The sequence below is a fragment of the Enhydrobacter sp. genome (assembly GCF_030246845.1).
Lineage (GTDB): Bacteria > Pseudomonadota > Alphaproteobacteria > Reyranellales > Reyranellaceae > Reyranella.
Genome location: NZ_CP126889.1, coordinates 1,765,317 through 1,787,205, shown reverse-complemented (window position 1 = coordinate 1,787,205; position 21,889 = coordinate 1,765,317). Strand labels below are relative to the sequence as shown.

The window sequence follows — 21,889 nt, the reverse complement described above, 5'->3', positions numbered from 1 at the left end:
ATGTCACTCATCGTCGAAACAGACTACGGAACCCCCGTCAGCCGGGCGGCGGAGCAAGTCGCGCTCACGATCGATGGCAAGGGCGTCACCGTGCCCGCCGGCACCTCGGTGATGCGCGCGGCCATCGAGGCCGGCATCGACGTGCCCAAGCTCTGCGCCACCGATTCGCTGGAGGCGTTCGGCTCGTGCCGCCTGTGCCTGGTCGAAATCGCCGGCCGTGCCGGCACGCCCGCCTCTTGCACGACGCCGGTCGCGCCGGACATGGTCGTCTCGACCAGGAGTGAGCGCCTGACCCGGATCCGACGTGGCGTCATGGAGCTCTATCTCTCGGATCATCCGACCGGGGCCGCCGGCGACGACCTGAAGGAGATGGCCGAGGCGGTGGGTGTCGGCGAGGTGAGGTACGGTCGCGACGGCGCCAATCACCTGAGCGAGGCGAAGGACGAGTCCAATCCCTATTTCGTGTTCGATCCGGCGAAGTGCATCGTCTGCTCGCGCTGCGTGCGCGCCTGCGAGGAGGTGCAGGGTACGTTCGCGCTCACCATCGAGGGCCGGGGCTTCGAGTCCAGGGTCTCGGCCGGCACGCCGGTCGACGATTTCCTGAGCTCGGAGTGCGTGTCTTGCGGGGCCTGCGTGCAGGCCTGCCCGACCGACGCGCTGATCGAGAAATCGGTGATCGCATCGGGCCGGCCCGAGCATTCGGTGGTCACGACCTGCGCCTATTGCGGCGTCGGCTGCAGCTTCAAGGCGGAAATGCGCGGCGAGGATGTCGTGCGCATGGTGCCGTACAAGGATGGCAAGGCCAATCGCGGCCATTCCTGCGTCAAGGGCCGCTTCGCCTGGGGCTATGCCAACCATCGCGAGCGCATCCTGAAGCCGATGATGCGCGAGAGCATCGCCGAGCCGTGGCGCGAGGTGAGCTGGGAGACCGCGATCGACCGCGTCGCCTCGGAGTTCAAGCGCCTGCAGGAGAAGTACGGCCGGCTCGCCATTGGCGGCATCACCTCGTCGCGCTGCACCAACGAGGAGACCTATCTGGTGCAGAAGCTGGTGCGCGGCGGGTTCGGCAACAACAACGTCGATACCTGCGCGCGTGTCTGCCATTCGCCGACCGGCTACGGCCTCAACGCCACCTTCGGCACCTCGGCCGGCACACAGGACTTCGACTCGATCGATCAATGCGATGTCGTCATGGTGATCGGCGCCAATCCGACCGACGCCCATCCCGTCTTCGCCTCGCGCATGAAGAGGCGGTTGCGTCAGGGCGCGCGGCTGATCGTGATCGATCCGCGCCGGATCGATCTCGTCCGAATGCCGCATGTGAAGGCCGACTACCATCTGGCGTTGCAGCCGGGCACGAACGCCGCCGTCCTGAATGCGCTTGCGCATGTCGTCGTGACCGAGGGCCTGGTCGACGAGAAGTTCGTGCGCAGCTTCTGCGATACCGGCGCATTCGACTATTGGGCTGCCTTTGTGGCCGATCCGAAGAACAGCCCCGAAGCCGTCAGCGCCCTCTCGGGCGTGCCCGCGGAAACGATTCGCGGCGCGGCGCGTCTCTATGCGACCGGCGGCAATGCCGCGATCTACTACGGCCTTGGCGTCACCGAGCACACGCAGGGCACGACGGCCGTCATGGGGCTCGCCAATCTCGCCATGGCGACCGGCAATATCGGGCGGCCCGGCGTGGGCGTGAACCCGCTGCGCGGCCAGAACAACGTCCAGGGCTCGTGCGACATGGGCTCCTTTCCCCACGAGCTCACCGGCTATCGCCATATCGCCAACGACGCCATGCGCAGGACCTTCGAGGCGATGTGGGGCCGCAAGCTCGATGCGGAGCCGGGGCTGCGCATCCCCAACATGTTCGACGCGGCGGTCGAGGGCACCTTCAAGGGCCTCTACGTGCAGGGCGAGGACATTCTGCAGTCGGACCCGAACACCAAGCATGTGGCGGCGGCGCTGGCGGCGATGGAATGCGTCGTGGTGCAGGATCTGTTCCTGAACGAAACGGCGAACTATGCGCACGTCTTCCTGCCCGGATCGACCTTTCTCGAGAAGGACGGCACGTTCACGAACGCCGAGCGTCGCATCAATCGCGTGCGCAAGGTCATGGAGCCGAAGAACGGCATGGCGGACTGGGAGATCACGCTCGCCATATCGAAGGCGATGGGCTTCGAGATGCGCTACACCCATCCGTCCGAGATCATGGACGAGATCGCGAAGCTGACACCGACCTTCTCGGGCGTCTCGTTCGATCTGATCGACCGGCTGGGCTCCGTCCAATGGCCATGCAACGAGAAGGCGCCGGAAGGCACGCCGGTCATGCATGTCGGCGGATTCGTCCGCGGCAAGGGCAACTTCATGGTCACCGAATACATCGCGACGGACGAGCGAACCGGTCCGCGCTTCCCCTTGCTGCTCACCACCGGCCGCATCCTGACCCAGTACAATGTCGGCGCCCAGACCCGCCGCACCGATAACGTGGTGTGGCACGATCAGGACGTGCTGGAGATCCATCCGCACGACGCCGAAGAGCGCGGCGTGCGCGACGGCGACTGGGTGAAGCTCGAAAGCCGCGTTGCCGGCACGACGCTTCGTGCCCACGTCACCGACCGTGTGGCGCCGGGTGTGGTCTATACGACCTTCCATCATCCGGCGACCCAGACCAATGTCGTCACGACCGAATATTCGGACTGGGCCACCAACTGCCCGGAATACAAGGTGACCGCGGTGCAGGTCTCGCCCTCCAACGGGCCGACCGACTGGCAGCGCGACTACGAGCGGCAGGCCGAACGTAGCCGCCGGATCGCGAAGGTCGCGGCGGAGTAGTCCGTGACCGACGACAAGCTCGTCATGATGGCCAATCAGATCGGCAAGTTCTTCATGCCGCAGCGCGGCGCCGACCCGGTCGGCGCCATTGCCGACCATCTGCGGAAATTCTGGGATCCACGCATGCGCGCCGCGATCGTCGCGCATCTGGAGCAAGGCGGGGCGGGTCTCGACGATCCCGTCCGCCAGGCCGTCCGCCGGCTGAAGGAGGCGGAAGCGCAGAAGTAAGCAACGAGAGGCAACCGGGGAGAAACGACAATGACTGTCATCGTAAAGGCGATGGCCATGCGGCCGTCGCGCACGGAAACGCGTTCTTCATCCAGCTCCAGAGGAGAATGCCCATGAGCTTCCTCGCTCGCGAACGTACCATCGCCGGGCCCGGCTTCAGCCGTTGGCTGGTGCCGCCGGCGGCGCTGTGCATGCATCTCTGCATCGGCCAGGCCTATGCCTTCAGCGTCTTCAACCTGCCGATGACCAAGCTGATCGGCATCAGCCAGTCGGCGCCGGGCGACTGGAAGCTCACCGAGCTCGGCTGGATCTTCTCGCTCGCCATCGTCTTCCTCGGCCTCTCCGCGGCGGTGTTCGGCCGCTGGGTCGAGGAGGGCGGCCCGCGAAGGGCGATGTTCACGGCCGGTCTCTGCTGGAGCATCGGCTTCCTGCTGTCGGCGGTGGGCGTCTACGCCCATCAGCTCTGGCTGATCTATCTCGGCTACGGCGTGCTGGGCGGCATCGGCCTCGGCATCGGCTACATCTCGCCCGTGTCGACCCTGATCAAATGGTTCCCTGACCGGCCCGGCATGGCCACCGGCATGGCCATCATGGGCTTCGGCGGCGGCGCCTTCATCGCCTCGCCGCTGTCGGTGTGGCTGATGCAGAAGTTCTCGACCCCGACCCATGTCGGCGTGGCGGAGACCTTCATTGCCCTCGGCTGCATCTACCTCGTCTTCACCATGGCAGAAGCTCATCACCAAGAACGACGTCTATGTCTACGATGCGCTGAAGACGCCGCAGTTCTGGCTGATCTGGTGGGTGCTCTGCCTCAACGTGACGGCCGGCATCGGCGTGCTGGGCCAGGCCTCGGCCATGAGCCAGGAGATGTTCCCCGGCCGCGTGACGCCGGTCGCGGCGGCAGGCTTCGTCGGTCTCATCAGCCTGTTTAACATGCTGGGCCGCTTCTTCTGGGCCTCGACCTCCGACTTCATCGGCCGCAAGAACACCTACTTCTGCTTCTTCGTGATCGGAACGGTGCTCTACATCCTCGTTCCGCATACCGGCGCGATCGGCAGCGTCACGCTGTTCGTGCTCTGCTTCGTTGTCATCATCAGCATGTATGGCGGTGGCTTCTCGACCGTGCCGGCGTATCTCAAGGACATGTTCGGCACGCGCTATGTCGGCGCCATCCATGGCTGGTTGCTCACCGCCTGGTCCGCCGCCGGCATCTTCGGCCCGGTCTTGGTGAACTACATCCGCCAGTACCAGATCGACAACAACGTGCCCAAGGCGCAGGCCTACAACACGACCATGTACATCATGGCCGGACTGCTGGTGATCGGCTTCGTCTGCAACGCTCTCGTGAGGGCGGTGCACGATCGTTATCACATGAAGCCGGAACAGGAGCCCACGCGGGCTTCCGTCGCCGGCGCCCGGGCCTAGGAGGAGGGTGTCATGAGCAACTCGAATGAAACCGGCACCACCACGTTGTATCTGGTGCTGGCCTGGGGCTTCGTCGGCATCCCCCTCGTCTGGGGTGTGTTCAAGACGCTCGAGAACGCGATGAAGCTTTTCCAGTAAGCTGCGGCCGGCCCCGGCGGCGCTGCCGCCGGGGTTCTTCTCAGGTCGCGATCTCCTTCACCATCCGCTTGACCAGCGCCGCATCGGGAAGCGGTCCCAGCCCGGCTTGCGCGTTGTCGCGCATATGCCCGGGCTTGCTGGTGCCGGGAATGACGCAGGTCACTGCCGGATGCGCGAGCGCGAACTTCAGCAGCACCTGCGCCCAGCTCGTGCAGCCGATCTCCCCCGCCCAGTCGGGAAGCCTGCGCCGCGCGAGCTTGCGCAAGAGGCCGCCGCCGCCGAACGGCTGGTTGATCATCACGGCGATGCCGTTGTCACGGGCGAAGGGCAACAGCCGCTGCTCGGCGTGGCGATCGTCGATCGCATAGTCGATCTGCAGGAAGTCGAAGCGGGCGCGCTGCAGGACGGCGAGCACCGTATCGTGTGCGCTTTCGGTGTAGTGGGTGACGCCGATCAGCCGGACGCTGCCCTCCGTCTTCCAGGCCTGCAGCGTTGGCAGATGGGTCTGCCAATCGACCAGGTTGTGGATCTGCATCAGGTCGATGCGGGAGGTGCGCAGCAGCCTCATCGACCGCTGCATCTGCTCGATGCCGGCCTGCCGTCCGCTGGTCCAGACCTTGGTCGCGAGGAATGCCTTGTCGCGATCGCCCGAGGCCGCGAGCAGGTCGCCCACGACCCCCTCGGCGCGACCATACATGGGCGAACTGTCGATCGCCGAGCCGCCGGCCTCGAACAGCACGCGCAACACCTCGGCGAGCGGGGCCCGCTCGGCGGCGCTCGAACCGACATCGAAGGTCTGCCACGTGCCGCAGCCGATCACCGGCAGCTCCTCTCCGGTGGAGGGGATCTTGCGTCGCTGCATGCGGGCTCCTGCCTGGGCTGCGGCACGGCCGCATGCCAGAACGGCGGCGCCGAGTTGAAGAAAGGTTGCGCGGGTGAGGGACATGCGACACCGCCATGCTACCTTGCATCCGAGGAGGTAACATGATGATCCAGCGTAAGCAGCGTCTTTCGATGCGCGATCTTTCGACCCTGGCGCCCGAGGATCGCGAAGCGATCGAGAAGAACGCCATGAACGGGCGTATTTTCAACATCTTCAAGGTGCTCGCCCACCATCCCAAGCTCGTGAAGCGATGGACGCCCTTCGCCGGCCATATCCTCGGCAAGCAGACGCTGCCGTTTCGCGACCGGGAGCTTCTGATCCTGCGCATCGGCTGGTTGAACCAGGCGGAGTACGAGTTTGCCCAGCATGAGCTGATCGCCAAACGCGGCGGACTGAATGACGCCGACATCGCGCGCATCAAGGAGGGGCCGAAGGCCGCCGGGTGGAGCGAGAAGGAGGCGGCCCTGATGCAGGCCGTCGACGATCTCTTCGAGCGCTCGGTCGTCTCCGATGCGACCTGGGCCACGCTCGCCGGGAGCTATTCGACCGAGCAGCTCATGGACGCCGTCTTCACGATCGGCCAGTACAATCTCGTCTCCTGGGCGCTCAACAGCTTCGGCGTCCCGCTGGACGATTTCCTGCCCGCGGCGAAAGCCAGATCATAGGCTCATCGAAGCGTGCAACTCCAGGCTGTGTCGTCCCGAGCGTAAGCGAGGGGTCCTTGATCGCCGCCAGCCAAAGATCCCTCGCTCCGCTCGGGATGACACGGCAGTGGCCGGAGCCCCGGACGTCCTGCCGATGCTCAGGCCTTTCCGCTGACTCCCGCCTCGGCGAAGGTGGCCATGCCGTTGTGGCAGGCCACGGCCGCTTTCAGCATCGGTACCGCCAGGGCGGCTGCCGACGCCTCGCCCAGCCGCATGTCGAGGTCGAGCAGGGGGCGCTGGCCGATCGCCTCGAGGAGCCGCTTGTGGCCCGGCTCGGCCGAGCGATGGGCAACGCGGCAATGGTCCAGTGCCCGGCGGTCGAGAGCGTGCAGGACTGCCGCCGCGGCGGTGCAGGCAAAGCCGTCGAGCAGTACCGGAATGCGGCCCATGCGCGCGGCCAGCACCGCGCCGGCGATGGCAGCGAACTCCTCGCCGCCGAGGGCTGCCAGAAGCGCCAGCGGATCGTGCTCAGCGATCGCCTTCTTGTGGCGGGCGAGCGCTTCGTCGATCACCGTGATCTTGTGCGAAAGGGCCGATCCGCTGACGCCGGTCCCCGGTCCCGCCCAATCGGCGCCCGCGCCGCCGAACAGCGCGGCGCAGAGCGCGGCGGCACTGGTGGTGTTGGCGATGCCCATCTCACCGAGGCAGAGCACGTCGATGCCGGGCTCGACGGCCATCATGCCGTAGGCCATCGCGCGCGCGGCGCGGTCCTCGCTCATTGCCGATCCCCGGGTGAAATCCTCGGTGGGATGCGCGAGGTCGAGCTCGTAGATGCGCAGGTCGGCATCGATGGCCGCGGCGAGCTGATTGATTGCCGCGCCGCCCTTCAGGAAGTTCTGCACCATTTGCTGCGTGACTTGCGGCGGGTAGGCCGAGACACCGCGGCGGGCGACGCCGTGGGTGCCGGCAAAGACGGCAATGCGCGCCCGCTCGACGCGCGGGTGCGCGCGGCCCTGCCAGCAGCCCAGCCATTCGGCGATCTCCTCCAGCCGGCCGAGCGACCCCGGCGGCTTGGTGAGCTCGGCCTGGCGGCGGACGATCGCCGTTTGCGCCTCGAGGTCCGGTCCCGGCAGATCGCGCAGGACACGGCGCATTTCTTCGAAAGTGGCGGGAGGGGCGTTCATCAGGGGCGCGGACCATCCTATATTTGCGCCGCCATGACCAGCCCCAACGAATTCCCGGGCTCGACCTCGTCCGGTCGGCCCTCTTCCTTCGACGACTGGCTCCAGGCCTTCAAGGAACAGGCGTCGTTCTTCACCGGCGTCAGGTTCGATATCGGCGTGCCGCGCTGGCCGCTGGCCGACGTCCTGCCCGTGCTGCCGTTCGTCGGCGCGGCGGTCGGCCTGGCGGCGGGCCTGGTGTTCGGGATCGTGCGCGGCATCTCCGGGCCCGGCTGGCTCGCGGCGGTGCTTGCGGTCGGGACCGCCGTGCTGATCACCCGGGCATTGCACGAGGACGGCCTCGCCGACACCGCCGACGGGCTGGGGCCGCATGCGCTGGAGCCGCCGCGCCGGCTCGAGATCATGCGCGACAGCCGCAACGGGACGTTCGGGGTGCTGGCGCTCGCCCTTTCCGTGCTGATCAAGGTCGCCTGCCTCGCGCGGTTCGAAGGCGGCACGGGTCTCGTCGTGCTGATCGCAGCACATGCCCTGTCGCGCGCCGTGCTGGCCTATCCGCTGCTCGCCTATGCACCCGTGCACCAGGACGGCCTGGGCGCGCAGGTCGGCAAGCCCACCGACAACGACGTGTGGCTCACGATCGGTATCGGCGTAGCTTTGGCCTTCGTCCTGCTGCTGGGCCATAGCTTCTGGGCGGCGCTTCTCGCCCCCGTGGCGACGATCGCCGCGGCATGGTTCGCCTCGCGCTGGATCGCCGCGCGGATCGGCGGCTATACCGGCGACACGCTGGGCGCCGTCCAGCAGAAGGCTGAGCTGGCGTTTCTGGTGGTGGCGGCGCTGCTGATCGACGATTAAGAAGGCTGCCGACTCGAAGAACGTTACGAGGAGCAGCCATGGCGACCGGGGCCAGGATCACGGGATCGATCACGCGTTGGTGGTGGGTGCGTCACGCCCCGGTCCCCAATCCCGAGGGCCGCTGCTACGGCCAGACCGACAAGGACTGCGATGTGAGCAACGATGCGCTCTTCCGGCACCAGGCGGCGCTGCTGCCCAAGGGCGCGGTCTGGTATTCGTCCAATCTCCTGCGGGCGCGCAAGACGGCCGAGTGCCTCGGGGCGCATGGCGCGGAGTTCGGGGAAGTGCTGATCGATCCGGATCTCGCCGAGCAGCATTTCGGCGCCTGGCAGGGCCTGACCTACACCGAGATCGCCGAGAAGCACGGCCGCAACCATCTCTTCTGGCTCGGGCCGCCCGAGCTCAGGCCGCCGGGCGGGGAAAGCTTCATCGACCTGCGCGAGCGCACGGTGCGCAGCATCGAGCGTCTCACCGAGAAGTATCGAGGCCGCGACATCGTGGCGACCGCTCATGGCGGCACGATCCGGGCGGCGCTCGCCCATGCCTTCAACATGCATCCGGAGGCCGCCGTGCGCTTCGAGATCGAGAACGTCTCCATCACCCTGATCGAGCATTTCGAGCAGGCCGATCCGGCTCACGCCTGGCGCGTGGCCTTCACCAACTACATGCCGCGCCAGGTCGTGAAGGCGCATGCCGCGGCGAGCCGGGCATGAAGAGCCGCGACGAGATCGCCGCCGAGCAGGCGGCCTACTGGAACGGGCCGGGCGGCCAGGGCTGGCTTGCTTCCTACGATCGCATCCAGCACAGCATCGCCGGTTTCAGCGCCGCCGTGCTCGCGGCGGCCGCCGCCAAGCCGGGCGAGAAGGTTCTCGATGTCGGCTGCGGCACGGGCGAGACAACCGCCATGCTGGCGCAGGCGGTCGGTCGAACGGGTCATGTATTGGGGGTCGATATCTCCGAAGTCCTCGTCTCGGCAGCGCGCGCGCGCAATGTCGCCAACGCGACGTTCGAGGTCGGCGATGCCGCCAGCCATGCCTTCGACACCGGCGCTTTCGATCTCGTCTTCTCGCGCTTCGGGGTGATGTTCTTCGCCGATCCGGTGGAGGCCTTTCGCAATCTCCATCGCGCGCTCAAGCCTGCCGGCCGGCTGGTATTCCTGTGCTGGCGCCCGCTCCAGGAGAATCCCTGGGTCGGCACGCTGATGCAGGCCGCTGCACCGCATCTGCCGCCCATCCAGCGGCCGGGGCCGGAGGATCCGGGTCCCTTCGCCTTCGGCGACCGGGCGCGCGTCGAACGCATTCTCCGGGCGGCAGGCTTCGCCGAGCTCTCCTTCGGCCGGCTCGACCGCCTGCTGCCGCAGGGGCGGGACATTCCCGAGGTGCTCGACAGCATCAGCAGGTTCGGTCCGATGTCGCGACTGTTCGCCCAAGCCGAGCCGGTGCAGGTCGAGCGGGCCAAGCAGGCCATCGCCGAGGCGCTGCGGCCACACGCGACGGCGGAGGGCGTGCGGCTGGCCGGCGCGTGCTGGCTGGTGAGCGGCAAGCCCGCCTGATGGAGCACGCGCCGTCGCTATCGTTGCCGCCGGTCACCCTCGTGCTGGGAGGGGCGCGCTCGGGCAAGAGCACCCACGCCGAGAAGCTGGCGGCCGGCACCCTGTCCGGCGCCCCCCCGCGACCCGCGGTCTATATCGCGACGGCGCAGGCCGGCGACATGGAAATGGCGACCCGCATCATGGCGCACCGCGCCCGTCGCGGCGGGACATGGACCACGGTCGAGGAACCCCTGAAGCTCGACGAGGCGATCCAGGGATCGGCGGCACGGGGCGAGCCGATGCTGGTCGATTGCCTCACCCTCTGGCTCTCGAACCTCATGCAGGCCGGCGGCGATCTCGACCATGTTGTCGACCAACTCGTCCACAGCCTCGACGGGCTTGCGCCGCCGGTCGTCTTCGTGAGCAACGAGGTGGGGCTCGGCATCGTGCCCGAGACGCCGCTCGGCCGCGCCTTCCGCGATGCCCAGGGACGGCTCAACATGCGGATGGCCGAGCGCGCCGACCGCGTGATCCTGATGACGGCGGGCCTGCCGCTGACGCTCAAGGATCGCCCGGCGCCGCGCGGCTGAGGGCCGCAATTCCGCCCCGAACCGTGCTATGATTCGTTTCGTGGCCGCCCAGGCGCTTCCCCGGCGTCGGCCACCAACCAAGGAGCAGAAGATGAAGCTCGATCGCCGATCCGTCCTGGCGGGGACCGCGGCCACCTTCGCCGGTCCCGTCCTGTTCGCCACAGCCGCCCGGGCCGATGCCAAGCGCCAGTCGCTTGTCGACCAATGCCTGCGTGCGGCGCAAAAGGTCCTGAGCGGCAAGGATTTTCCCGATGCGCTCAGGAACATGGGCAATGCCAAGGGCGCGCTGATCATCCCCGAGCTGGTGCAGGGCGGCTTCATCCTGGGCGCGGCCGGCGGTCGCGGTGTGCTGCTGGCGCGCAGCAAGCCGAACGACTGGTCCTATCCCGCCTTCTACAACATGGGCTCGGGCAGCATCGGGCTGCAGATCGGCGGCAAGGTCTCGGAGATCGTCTTCATCATCCTGACCGAGAAGGGCCTGAACGCCATCCTCGACAAGAAGTTCAAGTTCGGGGCGCAGGCCGGTGTGACGATGGTGGCGGTCGGCGCCGGCATCGAGGGAGCGACCACCGCCGCGACGGGCGCCGACATCGTGGCCTACTCCAATTCCGCCGGCCTGTTCGCCGGCGCTTCGCTGGAAGGCTCGTATATCGACGCCGACGACGACTGGAACGCCCTCTACTACGGACCGGGCGCGACCGGCCGATCGATCGTCATCGACCGGCGCTACACCAATCCCGGCGCCGAGCCGCTGCGCCAGTTCCTGGCGAAGTGGTAGCGCTCCGGACATGAAACCGTGTCATCCCGAGCGTGAGCGAGGGGTCTTTGGGGCAAGCATCCCGGAAAGATCCTTCGGCTTGGCCTCAGGATGACACTGCCATCACTTGCGAGATATCGGCTCTAAGCGGCCTTCACGCCGGTGGCGATTGCGAGCCTGGCCTTCGTCTTGGCCTTGACTTCGTCGACGGTGACGCCATCGGCGAGCTCGAGCAGCGTCGCGCCGCCACTGCCCTTCTTGTCGATCCCGAACACGCCGAGCTCGGTCACCACCATGTCGACCACACGTCGTCCGGTGAGCGGCAAAGAGCATTCCTTCAGGAGCTTCGACTGCCCGTCCTTGGAGACATGCTCCATGATGACGATCACGCGCTTGACGCCGGCGACGAGGTCCATGGCGCCGCCCATGCCCTTCACCACCTTGCCGGGGATCATCCAGTTGGCGAGGTCGCCGTTCTCGGCCACCTCCATCGCACCCAGGATGGAAAGGTCGATATGGCCGCCGCGGATCATCGCGAAGCTGTCGGCCGAGCTGAAGTAAGCGGTACCCTTGACCTCGGTCACGGTCTGCTTGCCGGCATTGACGATCTCGGGGTCGACCTCGTTGTCGAGCGGGAAGGGGCCGACGCCCAGCATGCCGTTCTCGCTCTGCAGCGTGATATCGACGCCCTCGGGAATGTAGTTCGAGACCAGGGTCGGAATGCCGATGCCGAGGTTCACGTAGAAGCCGTCCTTCAGCTCCTTGGCGGCGCGCGCTGCCATCTGATCGCGGGTCCAAGACATCTCGATCCTCCTAGGCTTTGCGAACGGTGCGCTGTTCGATCTTCTTCTCGTACGGCGCGCCGCAGAAGATGCGCTGCACGAACACGGCCGGGGTATGCACGTGGTCGGGATCGATCTCGCCCACCGGCACCAGCTCCTCGACCTCGGCGACGCAGACCCTGGCGGCGGTCGCCATCATCGGATTGAAGTTCCGCGCGGCCTTGCGATAGACGAGGTTGCCCGCCGTATCGCCCTTCCATGCCTTGACCAGCGCGATGTCGCCCACGAGGCCGCGCTCCATCACGTACTCCTCGCCGTCGAAGACCTTGGTCTCCTTGCCCTCGGCCACCAGCGTTCCGACGCCGGTCCTGGTGTAGAAAGCCGGGATGCCGGCGCCGCCGGCACGCACGCGCTCGGCCAAGGTTCCCTGCGGGTTGAATTCGAGCTCGAGCTTGCCTTCGAGATAGAGCTTGGCGAAGGTCTTGTTCTCGCCGACATAGGACGAGATCATCTTCTTCACCTGGCCGGTCTCCAGCAGCAGCCCGAGGCCGGCGCCGTCGATGCCGGCATTGTTGCTGACACAGGTGAGACCCTTGGCGCCCGACTCGCGCACCGCCTGGATCAGCTTGTCGGGGATGCCGACCAGACCGAAGCCGCCGCACATCAGCATCAGCCCGTCGCGCAGCAACCCGTCGAGCGCCGACTTCGCATCCTTGTAGACCTTGTTCGCCATCGCCTCGTTCCGTGCCAAGCCTCTTCGGTCCGCATATGCGGGACCCAAACGCGCACTGTCAATGTGACGGCGCGACTTGCGATCCGTAAGGCCGATCTTGAAAAGCCCGGCTAGCCTTTGCCCAATATGACAATGGCGATGCCCGCGATCACCATGCTCGTGCCCAGCATCAGCGGCAGCGTCACGGGCTCGCCGACCAGGATCACGGAGGAGATGATCCCGATCAGCGGCACGCCCAGCATGCCGAGCGAGGTCGTGACGGGCGGCAGCGCGCGGCTGACGGAGACGGCGGCCCATGTTCCGGTCGGACCGGCGAAGGCGCCGATATAGAGCAGGGCGGCCCAGAGCTGCCATTTGTCGAAGTCGAAATAGCCGCCCGGCTCGACGACGAGCGCCAGCAGCCACAGAAGCATGGTCGCTACGCTCATCTGCCAGGGCAGGGCGTCGAGGGGCGTCGTGCGCCAGCGGTGGCGCCGCGTGTGCAGGATCGCCAGCGCCCAGGTGAAGCCCGCCAGCAGGAGGTAGGCGTGGCCCATCACGACGCCGCGGTCGTGCCAGTCGAAGCGGCCGGGATCGCCCAGCACGACAATCCCGGCGACCCCCAGCGCGACACCCGCGATCGCGCGCCAGCCGACCTTCTCTCCGACCAGCAGCGAGAGCGGGACCAGCCAGAGCATGGTGGTGTAGGCGAGCACCCCCGAGCGGCCGGGCGGCACGCTCTGCACGCCGAGATTGGCAAGCGCGAAGAAGCTCGAGAGCTGCAGCGTGCCCACCGACAGGATGATCGGCCAGTCCTGCCGCGGCGGCCGGTCCAGCCGGCCGAGCAGCGCCAGCAGCAGAAAGGCCGTGAACGCCGACGTCGTGGCGCGGCCGGCCGCCAGCCAGATCGGCGTACGCGCCATCAGGCCGATCTTCATCACCGGCCAGGTGAGGCCAAAGAGGACGATGGTTGCCGCGAGCTGCAGCCGTGCCGCGCGCGGCACGGATGGCGCGGCGCGCGTGACCGGCGCGGTGCTCATGGACGACACTTCGTCCGCAATTCCTACGCGATCTTTTCGCTGGCGACGGTGAGAGGCACGGGCAGGCGCGAGAGCATTTCCTTGGGCACGATCTGCCAGAAGTGCTCGACCTCGCGGTCCCAGTCGTTCAGCAGTCGCGCGCCGAGGGGTGACTTGGTCTCCGCGACATGCTCGCTCACCATCGTCTTCAGCATCACGTCCCAGTGCGGATGATCGATGCGCTGCCACACGACCGTCTCGGGATTGACCTTGAGGGTGAACACGTCTTCGGGATCGTAGACGAAGGCCATGCCGCCCGTCATGCCGGCGGCGAAGTTGACGCCGACCGCGCCCAGAATGACAGCGGTGCCGCCGGTCATGTACTCGCAGCCGTTCGAGCCCACGCCCTCGACCACGGTGGCGGCGCCCGAATTGCGTACGGCGAAGCGCTCGCCGGCACGGCCGGAAGCGTACAGCTTGCCCGCCGTGGCGCCATAGAGCACCGTGTTGCCGATGATGGCGTTGGCCTCGGGCACGAGCGGGCTGGACACGGTGGGCTTGACGACGATCGTGCCGCCGCTCAGGCCCTTGCCGACATAGTCGTTGGCGTCGCCGAACACTTCGAGCTTCATGCCCTGGACGGCGAAAGCGCCGAGCGACTGGCCGGCCGTGCCGCGCAGCCGCACGGTCACCGTGTCGGGCGGCAGGCCGGCCATGCCGTACTTGCGCGTGATCATGGCGGCGAGCCGGGTGCCCACGGCGCGATGCGTGTTCCGGACGCTGTACTGGAGCTGCATTTTCTCGCCATGCGTGAAGAGCGGGCGGGCATCGCGGATCATCTGCGCATCGAGCGTGTCGGGCACCTCGTTGCGGCCCTCGAGCGTGCAATGCACCGCACCGCGGCCGCCGTCGGCGCGCGTGAGCAGCGGGCTGAGGTCGAGGTCGTCGAGATAGCGCGCGCCGCGGCTCACCTGCCGCAGGAGGTCGGAACGGCCGACGATCTCGCTCAGCGACCGGTAGCCGAGCTGGGCCAGGATCTCGCGCACCTCCTCGGCGATGAAGCTGAAGAGGTTGACGACCCTCTCCGGCGAGCCCTCGAACTTGGCGCGCAGCCTGGGATCCTGGGTGCAGACGCCGACCGGGCAGGTGTTGGAATGGCACTGCCGCACCATGATGCAGCCCATGGCGATCAGCGAGGCGGTGCCGATGCCGTATTCCTCGGCGCCGAGCAGGGCCGCGATCACCACGTCGCGGCCGGTCTTGATGCCGCCGTCGGTGCGCAGCAGCACCTTCTCGCGCAGCCGGTTGAGCGTCAGCACCTGATGGGTCTCTGAAAGACCCATCTCCCAGGGAATACCCGCGTACTTGATGCTGGCCTGCGGCGAGGCGCCGGTGCCGCCGCTGTGACCGGAGACCAGGATCACGTCGGCCTTCGCCTTGGCGACGCCGGCGGCGACGGTGCCGATGCCCGAACGCGCCACGAGCTTGACCGTCACGCGCGCCTCGGGATTGATCTGCTTCAGGTCGTAGATGAGCTGCGCCAGATCCTCGATCGAGTAGATGTCGTGGTGCGGTGGCGGGCTGATCAGGCTGACGCCCGGCGTCGAGTGGCGCAGGCGCGCGATCATCTCGCTGACCTTGATCCCGGGAAGCTGGCCGCCCTCGCCGGGCTTGGCGCCCTGCGCGATCTTGATCTCGAGCTCGCGGCAGTTGTTGAGATATTCCGCCGTCACGCCGAACCGGCCCGAGGCGACCTGCTTGATGGCCGACGAGGCATTGTCGCCGTTGGCGCGCGGCTTGTAGCGGGCCGGATCCTCGCCGCCCTCGCCCGAATCGGACTTGGCGCCGATGCGGTTCATGGCGATGGAGAGCGTCTCGTGGGCCTCCGGGCTCAGCGCGCCCAGCGAGATGCCCGGCGCCACCAGCCGCTTGCGCAGCTCGGTGATCGATTCGACCTCGTCGATCGGCACCGGCTTGCGGTCGGGCTTGAAATCCAGCAGGTCGCGCAGGTTGATCGGCGGCAGCCGGCGCACCGCCGCGCTGTACTTGCGGTACTTGGCGTAGGACTCGGTGGTCACCGCATCCTGCAGCATGTGAATGAGGTTGCCCTCGAAATTGTGGTGATCGCCGCCGCGGCGGTACTTGTAGAAGCCGCCGATCGGCAGCGCGATCACCTCCTCGTCGAAGGCGCGCGCATGCTGTTGCGAGATCTTTTCCTGGACGCCGCGCAGCCCGATGCCGGAGATGCGCGAGGGCATGCCGGGGAAGAACTCCTGCACCAGCGAGCGGGACAGACCCACGGCCTCGAAGTTGCAGCCGCCGCGGTAGGACGAGAGCACGGAGATGCCCATCTTGGACATCACCTTCAGCAATCCGTCGTCCAGCGCCTTCTTGTAGTTGGCGAGGCACTGGCCGAGCGACAGCTCGCCGAACAGACCGCGTGCATGGCGGGCGGCGATGGTCTCCTCGGCGAGATAGGGGTTCACCGTCGTGGCGCCGACGCCGATGATGACGGCGGCATAGTGCACGTCCAGGCATTCGCCGGAGCGCACGTTGAGCGACGTGAAGGTGCGCAGCGACTGGCGGACCAGGTAGGAATGCACGCAGCCCGCTGCCAGGATCATCGGCAGGGCCGCCCGATCGGGGCCGACATTGGCGTCGGTCAGCACGATGTGCAGGCAGCCGCTGCGCACGGCGTCCTCGGCCTCCTTGCAGATGCGGTCGAAGGCCTGGCGCATCGCATCGAGCCCGCCCTTGGGATCGTAGGAGCAGTCGATGCGCGCGGCGGTGTCGCCCATGTACTTGCGCATCGCCTCGAACTCGGCGTTGAGCACGATCGGCGACTGCAGCGACAGCATCTCGCTCTGCTCGGGCGATTCGTCGAGGATATTGCCGAGATTGCCGAGCCGCGTGCGGATCGTCATCACCTGGCGCTCGCGCAGGGAGTCGATCGGCGGATTGGTCACTTGGCTGAAGTTCTGGCGGAAATAGTGGTGCATGCCGCGATAGGTGTCGGAGAGCACCGCCATCGGTGCATCGTCGCCCATCGAGCCCACCGGCTCCTTGCCGTCCTCGACCATGGGATGGAGGATCATCTCGAGATCCTCGATCGACCAGCCGACCGCGAACTGGCGACGGCGCAGCTCCTCGGCGCCGAAGCGCTGCTCGTTCGGCGCCTCCTGCCTGATCAGCGAATCGAGCTCGACGGTCCGCCTGACCCAGCTCGCGTAGTCGTTGGTCGCTGCCAGCATGTCCTTCAGCGCGCGGTCCTTGTAGAGCTGGGGCTGGTCCATATCGACGGCGAGCATTTCGCCCGGCCCGAGCCGGCCCTTCTCGACGATCCTGGCCTCGTCCTGCGGCACCATGCCGGCTTCGGACCCCGCGATCAGCAGCTCGTCCGAGGTCAGCACGTAGCGCATGGGCCTGAGCCCGTTGCGGTCGAGCCCGACCAGCGCCCACTTGCCGGCGACGGCGGCGATGGCGGCCGGCCCGTCCCAGGGCTCCATGACGCCATTGACGTAGTGATAGAGCGCGCGGTGATGGGCGGGGACGTTGGGATTCGACCCCAGCGCCTCCGGGATCATCATCGACTTCACCATCGGCAGGTTGCGATGGCCGCGCACCAGCAGCTCGAAGACATTGTCGAGGGCGGCCGAGTCGGATGCGCCGGGCTGGATGATGGGCTTCAGGTCCTCGATGAAGCGGCCGAAGCCGTCGTGCGCTAGCCGCGCCTCGTGGCTCTTCATCCAGTTGACGTTGCCGAGCACGGTGTTGATCTCGCCGTTGTGCGCCAGAACGCGGAACGGCTGGGCGAGCTTCCATTGCGGGAAGGTGTTGGTCGAGTAGCGCTGGTGGAAGATGGCGAAGCGCGACACGAAGCGCTCGTCGAGCAGGTCGGGGTAGAACTGCGACAGATGCTCGGCGAGGAACATGCCCTTGTAGATCAGCGAGCGACAGGACAGCGAGCAGACGTAGAATTCGGCGATGTTCTCCGCGATCGCCGCCTTCTCCATGCGCCGGCGCAGGATGTAAAGCTGCTTCTCGAACTCGCGATTGTCGAGCCTCGGATCGCCGCGGCCGATCAGGATCTGCTCGATCTCGGGCCGCGTCTCGTTCGCCTTCTCGCCGATCACCGAGATATCGACCGGCACCTGGCGCCAGCCCAGGATCATATGGCCGAAGCGCAGGATCTCGGTCTCGACGATGGTGCGACAGCGCTCCTGGGCGCCGAGGTCGGTGCGCGGGAGAAATACCGTGCCGACGGCGATGCGCCCGACCTGAGGCTCGTGGCCGCCGGCGTCGCGGACATAGTCGCGAAAAAAGTCTTGCGGGATTTCGACGTGGATGCCGGCGCCATCGCCGGTCTTGCCGTCGGCGTCCACCGCGCCGCGATGCCACACCGCCTTCAGCGCATCGATGCCGGCGACGACAACGTCGCGGCGGCGTTTGCCGTCCAGCGCCACGACGAGGCCGACGCCGCAGGAATCCTTCTCCTCGGCGGGATTGTAGCCATAGACCTCGGTCAGGCGCGCGACGCCGTCCTGGTAGTCGCGGACGAACTGCCGGGCATCGAAGGGCTGTGCGGACATGGCGTGTTCCCGAGAGTGGTGGTGTCACCCCCAGCGCAGCGAGGGATGACACTGTGAATTGATCTCAATCCGAGAAAAGCTTCCCGGCTTCGGCCCAGTTCTCTTTCCTGATGTCGGTCAGGATGATCTGCACCGCGTCGGGCGTGCAGCCGAGCGCGCGGCAGGTGGCATCGGTCAGCTCCCTGGCGAGCTTGCGGCGCTGCTCGATCGTGCGCCCCTCGAACATCTGCACATTGATCATCGGCATGGTCGTCTCCCCTTCAGCCGGGCTTGTGGTCCATGGTGACGTAGCCGGGCTGCTCGGCCACGCGGGCGAGCCAGGCGTTGATCCTGGGATAGCGCGCGAGGTCGAACTCACCCTCGTGCGCGACATGCGTGTAGGCATAGAGCGCGATGTCGGCGAGGCCATAGCGCTTGCCGACGAAGAACGGCTGCGTCTCGAGGTGCCGCTCCATCACCTCGAGCGCGTCGTAGCCTTTGCGCCAACGTTCCGGCAGGTCGAGCTCCTGCAGCGGCGTCAGCTCGTCGAGGAAGTGGCGCCAGTAGCGCACGACCGCGATGTAGGGCTCGTGGCTGTACTGCTCGAAGAACATCCATTGCAGGGTCTCGGCGCGTGCCTTGCGATCCGCAGGCGCGAAGGCGGTGCCCTCGGCGAGATACCACAGGATGGCGCCCGATTCGGCGAGATGGCTGCCGTCCTCGAGCCGCAAGGTCGGGATGCGGCCGTTGGGGTTCTTTTGCAGGAACGCCGGCGTCCGCGTCTCACCCTTCAGGATATCGCACTCGACAAGCTTGTAGCGCAGACCGAGCTGCGCCAGCAGCAGGCGGACCTTGTAGCCGTTGCCCGAGCCCATGAAGTCGTAGAGCGTCAGCATAGGGCTACTCCGCGGCGACGGCGAGCGGTGCCGTCGCCCCGGCCGAGAGCCAGCCATGGATGCGCTCGGCCACGTCGCGGCCGTCGCGCACCGCCCAGACGACGAGCGAGGCGCCGCGCACGATGTCGCCCGCGGCGAACACACCGTCGAGGCTGGTCATCATGCTGCGCCAGTCGATCTTGAGTGTGCGCCAGCCGGTCAAGGCGAGATCGGAGGCGCGCAGCATCGCCGGCAGATCCTCCGGATCGAAGCCCAGTGCCTTCAGCACGAGGTCGGCCTCGATATTCATGTGGCTGTTGGGGATTTCCTGCGGCGTCCGGCGGCCCGAGGCGTCCGGCATGCCGAGATGGATGCGAACCGAGCGGACATGCGTCACGCTCTCGCTGCCAAGGAAGGCCTGCGGCGCCGTGAGCCACACGAACTCGACGCCTTCTTCCTCGGCGTGCTTCACCTCGCGTTGCGAGCCCGGCATGTTGGCGCGGTCGCGGCGATAGAGGCACTTCACCGAGCGCGCGCCCTGGCGCACGGCGGTGCGCACGCAGTCCATCGCCGTATCGCCGCCGCCCAGCACCACGACGTTCTTGCCGCGCGCATCGAGCACGCCCGACTCGAAGGCGGCGACGGTGTCGCCGAGGCCGATGCGGTTGGCGGCGGTCAGATAGTCGAGCGCGGCCACGATGCCCGGCAGGCCCACGCCCGGCGCCTGGATGTCGCGTGCCTTGTAGACGCCGGTCGCCAACAGCACCGCATCATGGCGTTGGCGCAGCTCCTCCAAGGTGACATCGCGACCGACCTCGCAGTCGAGATGGAACCGGACATCGGAGCTGCGCAACAGCTGCTCGCGCCGCTGAACCACTTCCTTCTCGAGCTTGAAGTTGGGGATGCCGTAGATCAGCAGGCCGCCGACGCGGTCGTAACGGTCGTAGATCGCGACCTGATAACCCTTGCGGCGCAATTGCTCGGCGGCGGCGAGACCGGCCGGACCCGCACCGACGATCCCCACGCTCTGCGGTCGCTCGTGGCGCGGCCGGATCGGCTTGATCCAGCCGTTTTCCCAGGCCGTGTCGGTGATGAACTTCTCGACCGAGCCGATCGTGACCGATTCGAAGCCCTTCTCGATGACGCAATTGCCTTCGCACAGGCGGTCCTGAGGGCAGATCCGCCCGCATATTTCCGGAAAGTTGTTGGTCGCCGACGAAAGCTCGTAGGCCTCGTCGAGGCGGCCTTCGGCGGTGAGCTTCAGCCAGTCGGGGATGTTGTTGTGCAGGGGGCAATGGACCTGGCAGAAGGGCACGCCGCATTGCGAGCAGCGCGCCGCCTGCTCGGCCGCCTTCTCGCGGGCATAGCGCGCATAGATCTCCTGAAAGTCGCGCCGCCGCTCGGCTGCCGGGCGCTTCTCGGGCAGGGCCTGCGGCGTCCCGACGAACTTCAGCATCCTCTCGGCCATGCGGCCTCTCGGAGTTTGGAATTAAAATTACGCAGATAGCGCACAATCCAAGCGAAAGATGCGCTCCATGTCGGCATTCAACATGTTCAGAGCTAAAAAGTCAATAACATTGACATAATTAGAATGACTATTTTGACAGTGAAGTTTCCCAAGGCTGCATTCCGATCCAAAAAACCGATATTAGGACCGGAATGGTATTATTTATTGGGCTTGCGCCAAATGGCTCTGGAAACAGCGATCTGTTTGATCAGGCCGGGGCGTGCTGGTTGTAGCGGCCGCCGATCCGGAAGCGGTCGAGATAGGTCGGCAGGATGGCTTCGGCGGCGGTTGGACGGATACCCAAGGTCCCGAGCGTCAACGCTCCGGGTCGCACCAGGTTGTCGTGGCGCATCAGCTCGACCTGGTCGGCGGTCAATGGCGGCCGGAGGCCGAGCAGGGCGATCTGCTGGGCGAAAAAGCCGGCGATCTTCATCACGCCGACCGGAACGCCGATGATCGGGCGGCGGCGGTCGATCGTGCGCAGCACCAGCTCCGCCAGCTCGCGGTAGGTGTAGACACGCGGGCCGCCCAGTTCGAACACGCTCTTCGCGGTTTCGGGATTGGCCAGGACGGCCGCGGCGGCGGCCCCGACATCGCCGACGAAGACCGGTTGGACGCGCACGGATCCGTCGCCGATGACCGGCAGGAAAGGCGCCCTGGCGGCAATACCGGCCATGCGATTGAAGATCTGGTCGTCGGGACCAAAGACCACGCTCGGCCGCAGGAACGTCGCGGTCGCGAATGCAGCGATGACGGCCTGCTCTCCCTGGCCTTTGGATCGGATGAAGGCATTCTTCGAGTCGCGCTCCGCGCCGATGCCCGACACATGCACCAGACGCTCGACCCCTGCCGCCTGGCAGGCCGAGGCGATGTTTTCGGCCCCTTCGACATGAACCGCCTGGTAACGCTGACGGCCGCGCTGGAACGGGATGCCGGTTGCATTGACGACCGCCTGGCTGCCGGCCACGGCGGCGGCGACCGACCGCGGCATCCGGATATTGGCGCGCATCAGCATCACCTGCCCGACACTGCCGGCCGTGGTGATCTGCTCGGCAAGCTCGGGGCGCCGCACGGCGACACGAATCTGGTGGCCCTGGCGCGCCAGCGCCTGCACGATGGCGCGGCCGATGAAGCCGCCGCCGAAGACCGTGACCTGCTCTATGTTCATGGCCCGCTGCCTATAGCCGAACGCCGCTGACACGCAAAGAGGACGGCGGCGGGGCGTCCGGTTGACATCGGCGATGGGTGGCCCTAACTCACGGGCCCGCACTCGCCTGCATGCCGTGCCCAGGTGGCGGAATTGGTAGACGCACTAGTTTCAGGTACTAGCGCCGAAAGGCGTGGAAGTTCGAGTCTTCTCCTGGGCACCAT

The 21,889-nt window shown here is 66.9% G+C and carries 18 protein-coding genes, 1 tRNA gene and 1 pseudogene; 10 read left to right on the top strand and 10 right to left on the bottom strand.

The features are described 5' to 3' along the window. The 3 genes and pseudogenes from fdhF (at position 1) to OJF58_RS09015 (ending at position 4,617) form a co-directional block, all read left to right on the top strand. Entirely contained in the window at positions 1–2,826 is a 2,826-nt protein-coding gene (gene fdhF / locus OJF58_RS09025; protein ID WP_300783655.1) for a formate dehydrogenase subunit alpha, read from the top strand. Between the two features lie 24 nt (positions 2,827–2,850). Further along, positions 2,851–3,054: a formate dehydrogenase subunit delta gene (locus OJF58_RS09020; protein WP_300785223.1), complete on the top strand. Its 204-nt coding sequence runs from the start codon at positions 2,851–2,853 to the stop codon at positions 3,052–3,054. A gap of 107 nt (positions 3,055–3,161) precedes the next feature. Beyond that, positions 3,162–4,617, top strand: a pseudogene (locus tag OJF58_RS09015) (OFA family MFS transporter). Between the two features lie 40 nt (positions 4,618–4,657). Here the strand turns inward: OJF58_RS09015 and OJF58_RS09010 are convergent. Next, on the bottom strand, positions 4,658–5,479 hold the full coding sequence (locus tag OJF58_RS09010; protein ID WP_300783653.1) for an aldo/keto reductase: 822 nt from the start codon (positions 5,477–5,479) through the stop codon (positions 4,658–4,660). 122 nt (positions 5,480–5,601) lie between these two features. Between OJF58_RS09010 and OJF58_RS09005 the strand changes: the two genes are divergently transcribed. Continuing rightward, positions 5,602–6,165 carry a carboxymuconolactone decarboxylase family protein gene (locus OJF58_RS09005; protein ID WP_300783651.1) on the top strand — a complete coding sequence of 188 codons (564 nt, stop codon included), beginning with the start codon at positions 5,602–5,604 and terminating at the stop codon, positions 6,163–6,165. Between the two features lie 137 nt (positions 6,166–6,302). Here OJF58_RS09005 and cobT read toward each other — a convergent pair whose 3' ends face one another. After that, complete coding sequence (cobT, locus tag OJF58_RS09000; protein ID WP_300783650.1) at positions 6,303–7,328, bottom strand: nicotinate-nucleotide--dimethylbenzimidazole phosphoribosyltransferase; 1,026 nt, start codon at positions 7,326–7,328, stop codon at positions 6,303–6,305. A gap of 33 nt (positions 7,329–7,361) precedes the next feature. On the opposite strand from cobT, the gene cobS reads away from it, so the two are divergent. From cobS to OJF58_RS08975, 5 genes are all read left to right on the top strand, one after another. Next, positions 7,362–8,177 carry an adenosylcobinamide-GDP ribazoletransferase gene (cobS, locus tag OJF58_RS08995; protein ID WP_300783649.1) on the top strand — a complete coding sequence of 272 codons (816 nt, stop codon included), beginning with the start codon at positions 7,362–7,364 and terminating at the stop codon, positions 8,175–8,177. A gap of 38 nt (positions 8,178–8,215) precedes the next feature. Beyond that, complete coding sequence (locus tag OJF58_RS08990; protein ID WP_300783647.1) at positions 8,216–8,890, top strand: histidine phosphatase family protein; 675 nt, start codon at positions 8,216–8,218, stop codon at positions 8,888–8,890. Continuing rightward, complete coding sequence (locus OJF58_RS08985) at positions 8,887–9,729, top strand: class I SAM-dependent methyltransferase (protein WP_300783646.1); 843 nt, start codon at positions 8,887–8,889, stop codon at positions 9,727–9,729. The genes OJF58_RS08990 and OJF58_RS08985 overlap by 4 nt, the downstream gene beginning before the upstream one ends. Further along, complete coding sequence (gene cobU, locus OJF58_RS08980) at positions 9,729–10,298, top strand: bifunctional adenosylcobinamide kinase/adenosylcobinamide-phosphate guanylyltransferase (protein ID WP_300783644.1); 570 nt, start codon at positions 9,729–9,731, stop codon at positions 10,296–10,298. The genes OJF58_RS08985 and cobU overlap by 1 nt, the downstream gene beginning before the upstream one ends. A gap of 91 nt (positions 10,299–10,389) precedes the next feature. Beyond that, complete coding sequence (locus OJF58_RS08975; protein WP_300783642.1) at positions 10,390–11,076, top strand: lipid-binding SYLF domain-containing protein; 687 nt, start codon at positions 10,390–10,392, stop codon at positions 11,074–11,076. A gap of 122 nt (positions 11,077–11,198) precedes the next feature. On the opposite strand, the gene OJF58_RS08970 is transcribed toward OJF58_RS08975, so the two are convergent. From OJF58_RS08970 to OJF58_RS08935, 8 genes are all read right to left on the bottom strand, one after another. Further along, on the bottom strand, positions 11,199–11,858 hold the full coding sequence (locus tag OJF58_RS08970) for a CoA transferase subunit B (RefSeq protein ID WP_300783641.1): 660 nt from the start codon (positions 11,856–11,858) through the stop codon (positions 11,199–11,201). 10 nt (positions 11,859–11,868) lie between these two features. Then, on the bottom strand, positions 11,869–12,570 hold the full coding sequence (locus OJF58_RS08965; RefSeq protein ID WP_300783640.1) for a CoA transferase subunit A: 702 nt from the start codon (positions 12,568–12,570) through the stop codon (positions 11,869–11,871). Between the two features lie 110 nt (positions 12,571–12,680). Further along, a complete protein-coding gene (locus OJF58_RS08960) occupies positions 12,681–13,589 on the bottom strand; it encodes a DMT family transporter (protein WP_300783639.1) in 909 nt (302 codons plus the stop codon). A 23-nt stretch (positions 13,590–13,612) separates the two neighbouring features. Continuing rightward, positions 13,613–18,157 carry a glutamate synthase large subunit gene (gene gltB, locus OJF58_RS08955; RefSeq protein ID WP_300783638.1) on the bottom strand — a complete coding sequence of 1,515 codons (4,545 nt, stop codon included), beginning with the start codon at positions 18,155–18,157 and terminating at the stop codon, positions 13,613–13,615. 64 nt (positions 18,158–18,221) lie between these two features. Next, a complete protein-coding gene (locus OJF58_RS08950) occupies positions 18,222–18,404 on the bottom strand; it encodes a 4-oxalocrotonate tautomerase (protein ID WP_300783637.1) in 183 nt (60 codons plus the stop codon). A 13-nt stretch (positions 18,405–18,417) separates the two neighbouring features. Next, positions 18,418–19,032 (bottom strand): glutathione S-transferase family protein, encoded by a 615-nt coding sequence (locus OJF58_RS08945; RefSeq protein WP_300783636.1) that lies wholly within the window; start codon positions 19,030–19,032, stop codon positions 18,418–18,420. A gap of 4 nt (positions 19,033–19,036) precedes the next feature. Then, on the bottom strand, positions 19,037–20,479 hold the full coding sequence (locus OJF58_RS08940) for an NAD(P)-dependent oxidoreductase (protein WP_300783635.1): 1,443 nt from the start codon (positions 20,477–20,479) through the stop codon (positions 19,037–19,039). A 247-nt stretch (positions 20,480–20,726) separates the two neighbouring features. Further along, complete coding sequence (locus OJF58_RS08935; protein WP_300783634.1) at positions 20,727–21,686, bottom strand: complex I NDUFA9 subunit family protein; 960 nt, start codon at positions 21,684–21,686, stop codon at positions 20,727–20,729. A gap of 117 nt (positions 21,687–21,803) precedes the next feature. Here OJF58_RS08935 and OJF58_RS08930 point away from each other — a divergent pair. After that, positions 21,804–21,888 (top strand) — tRNA-Leu (locus tag OJF58_RS08930). The last annotated feature ends 1 nt before the right edge of the window (position 21,889 follow it).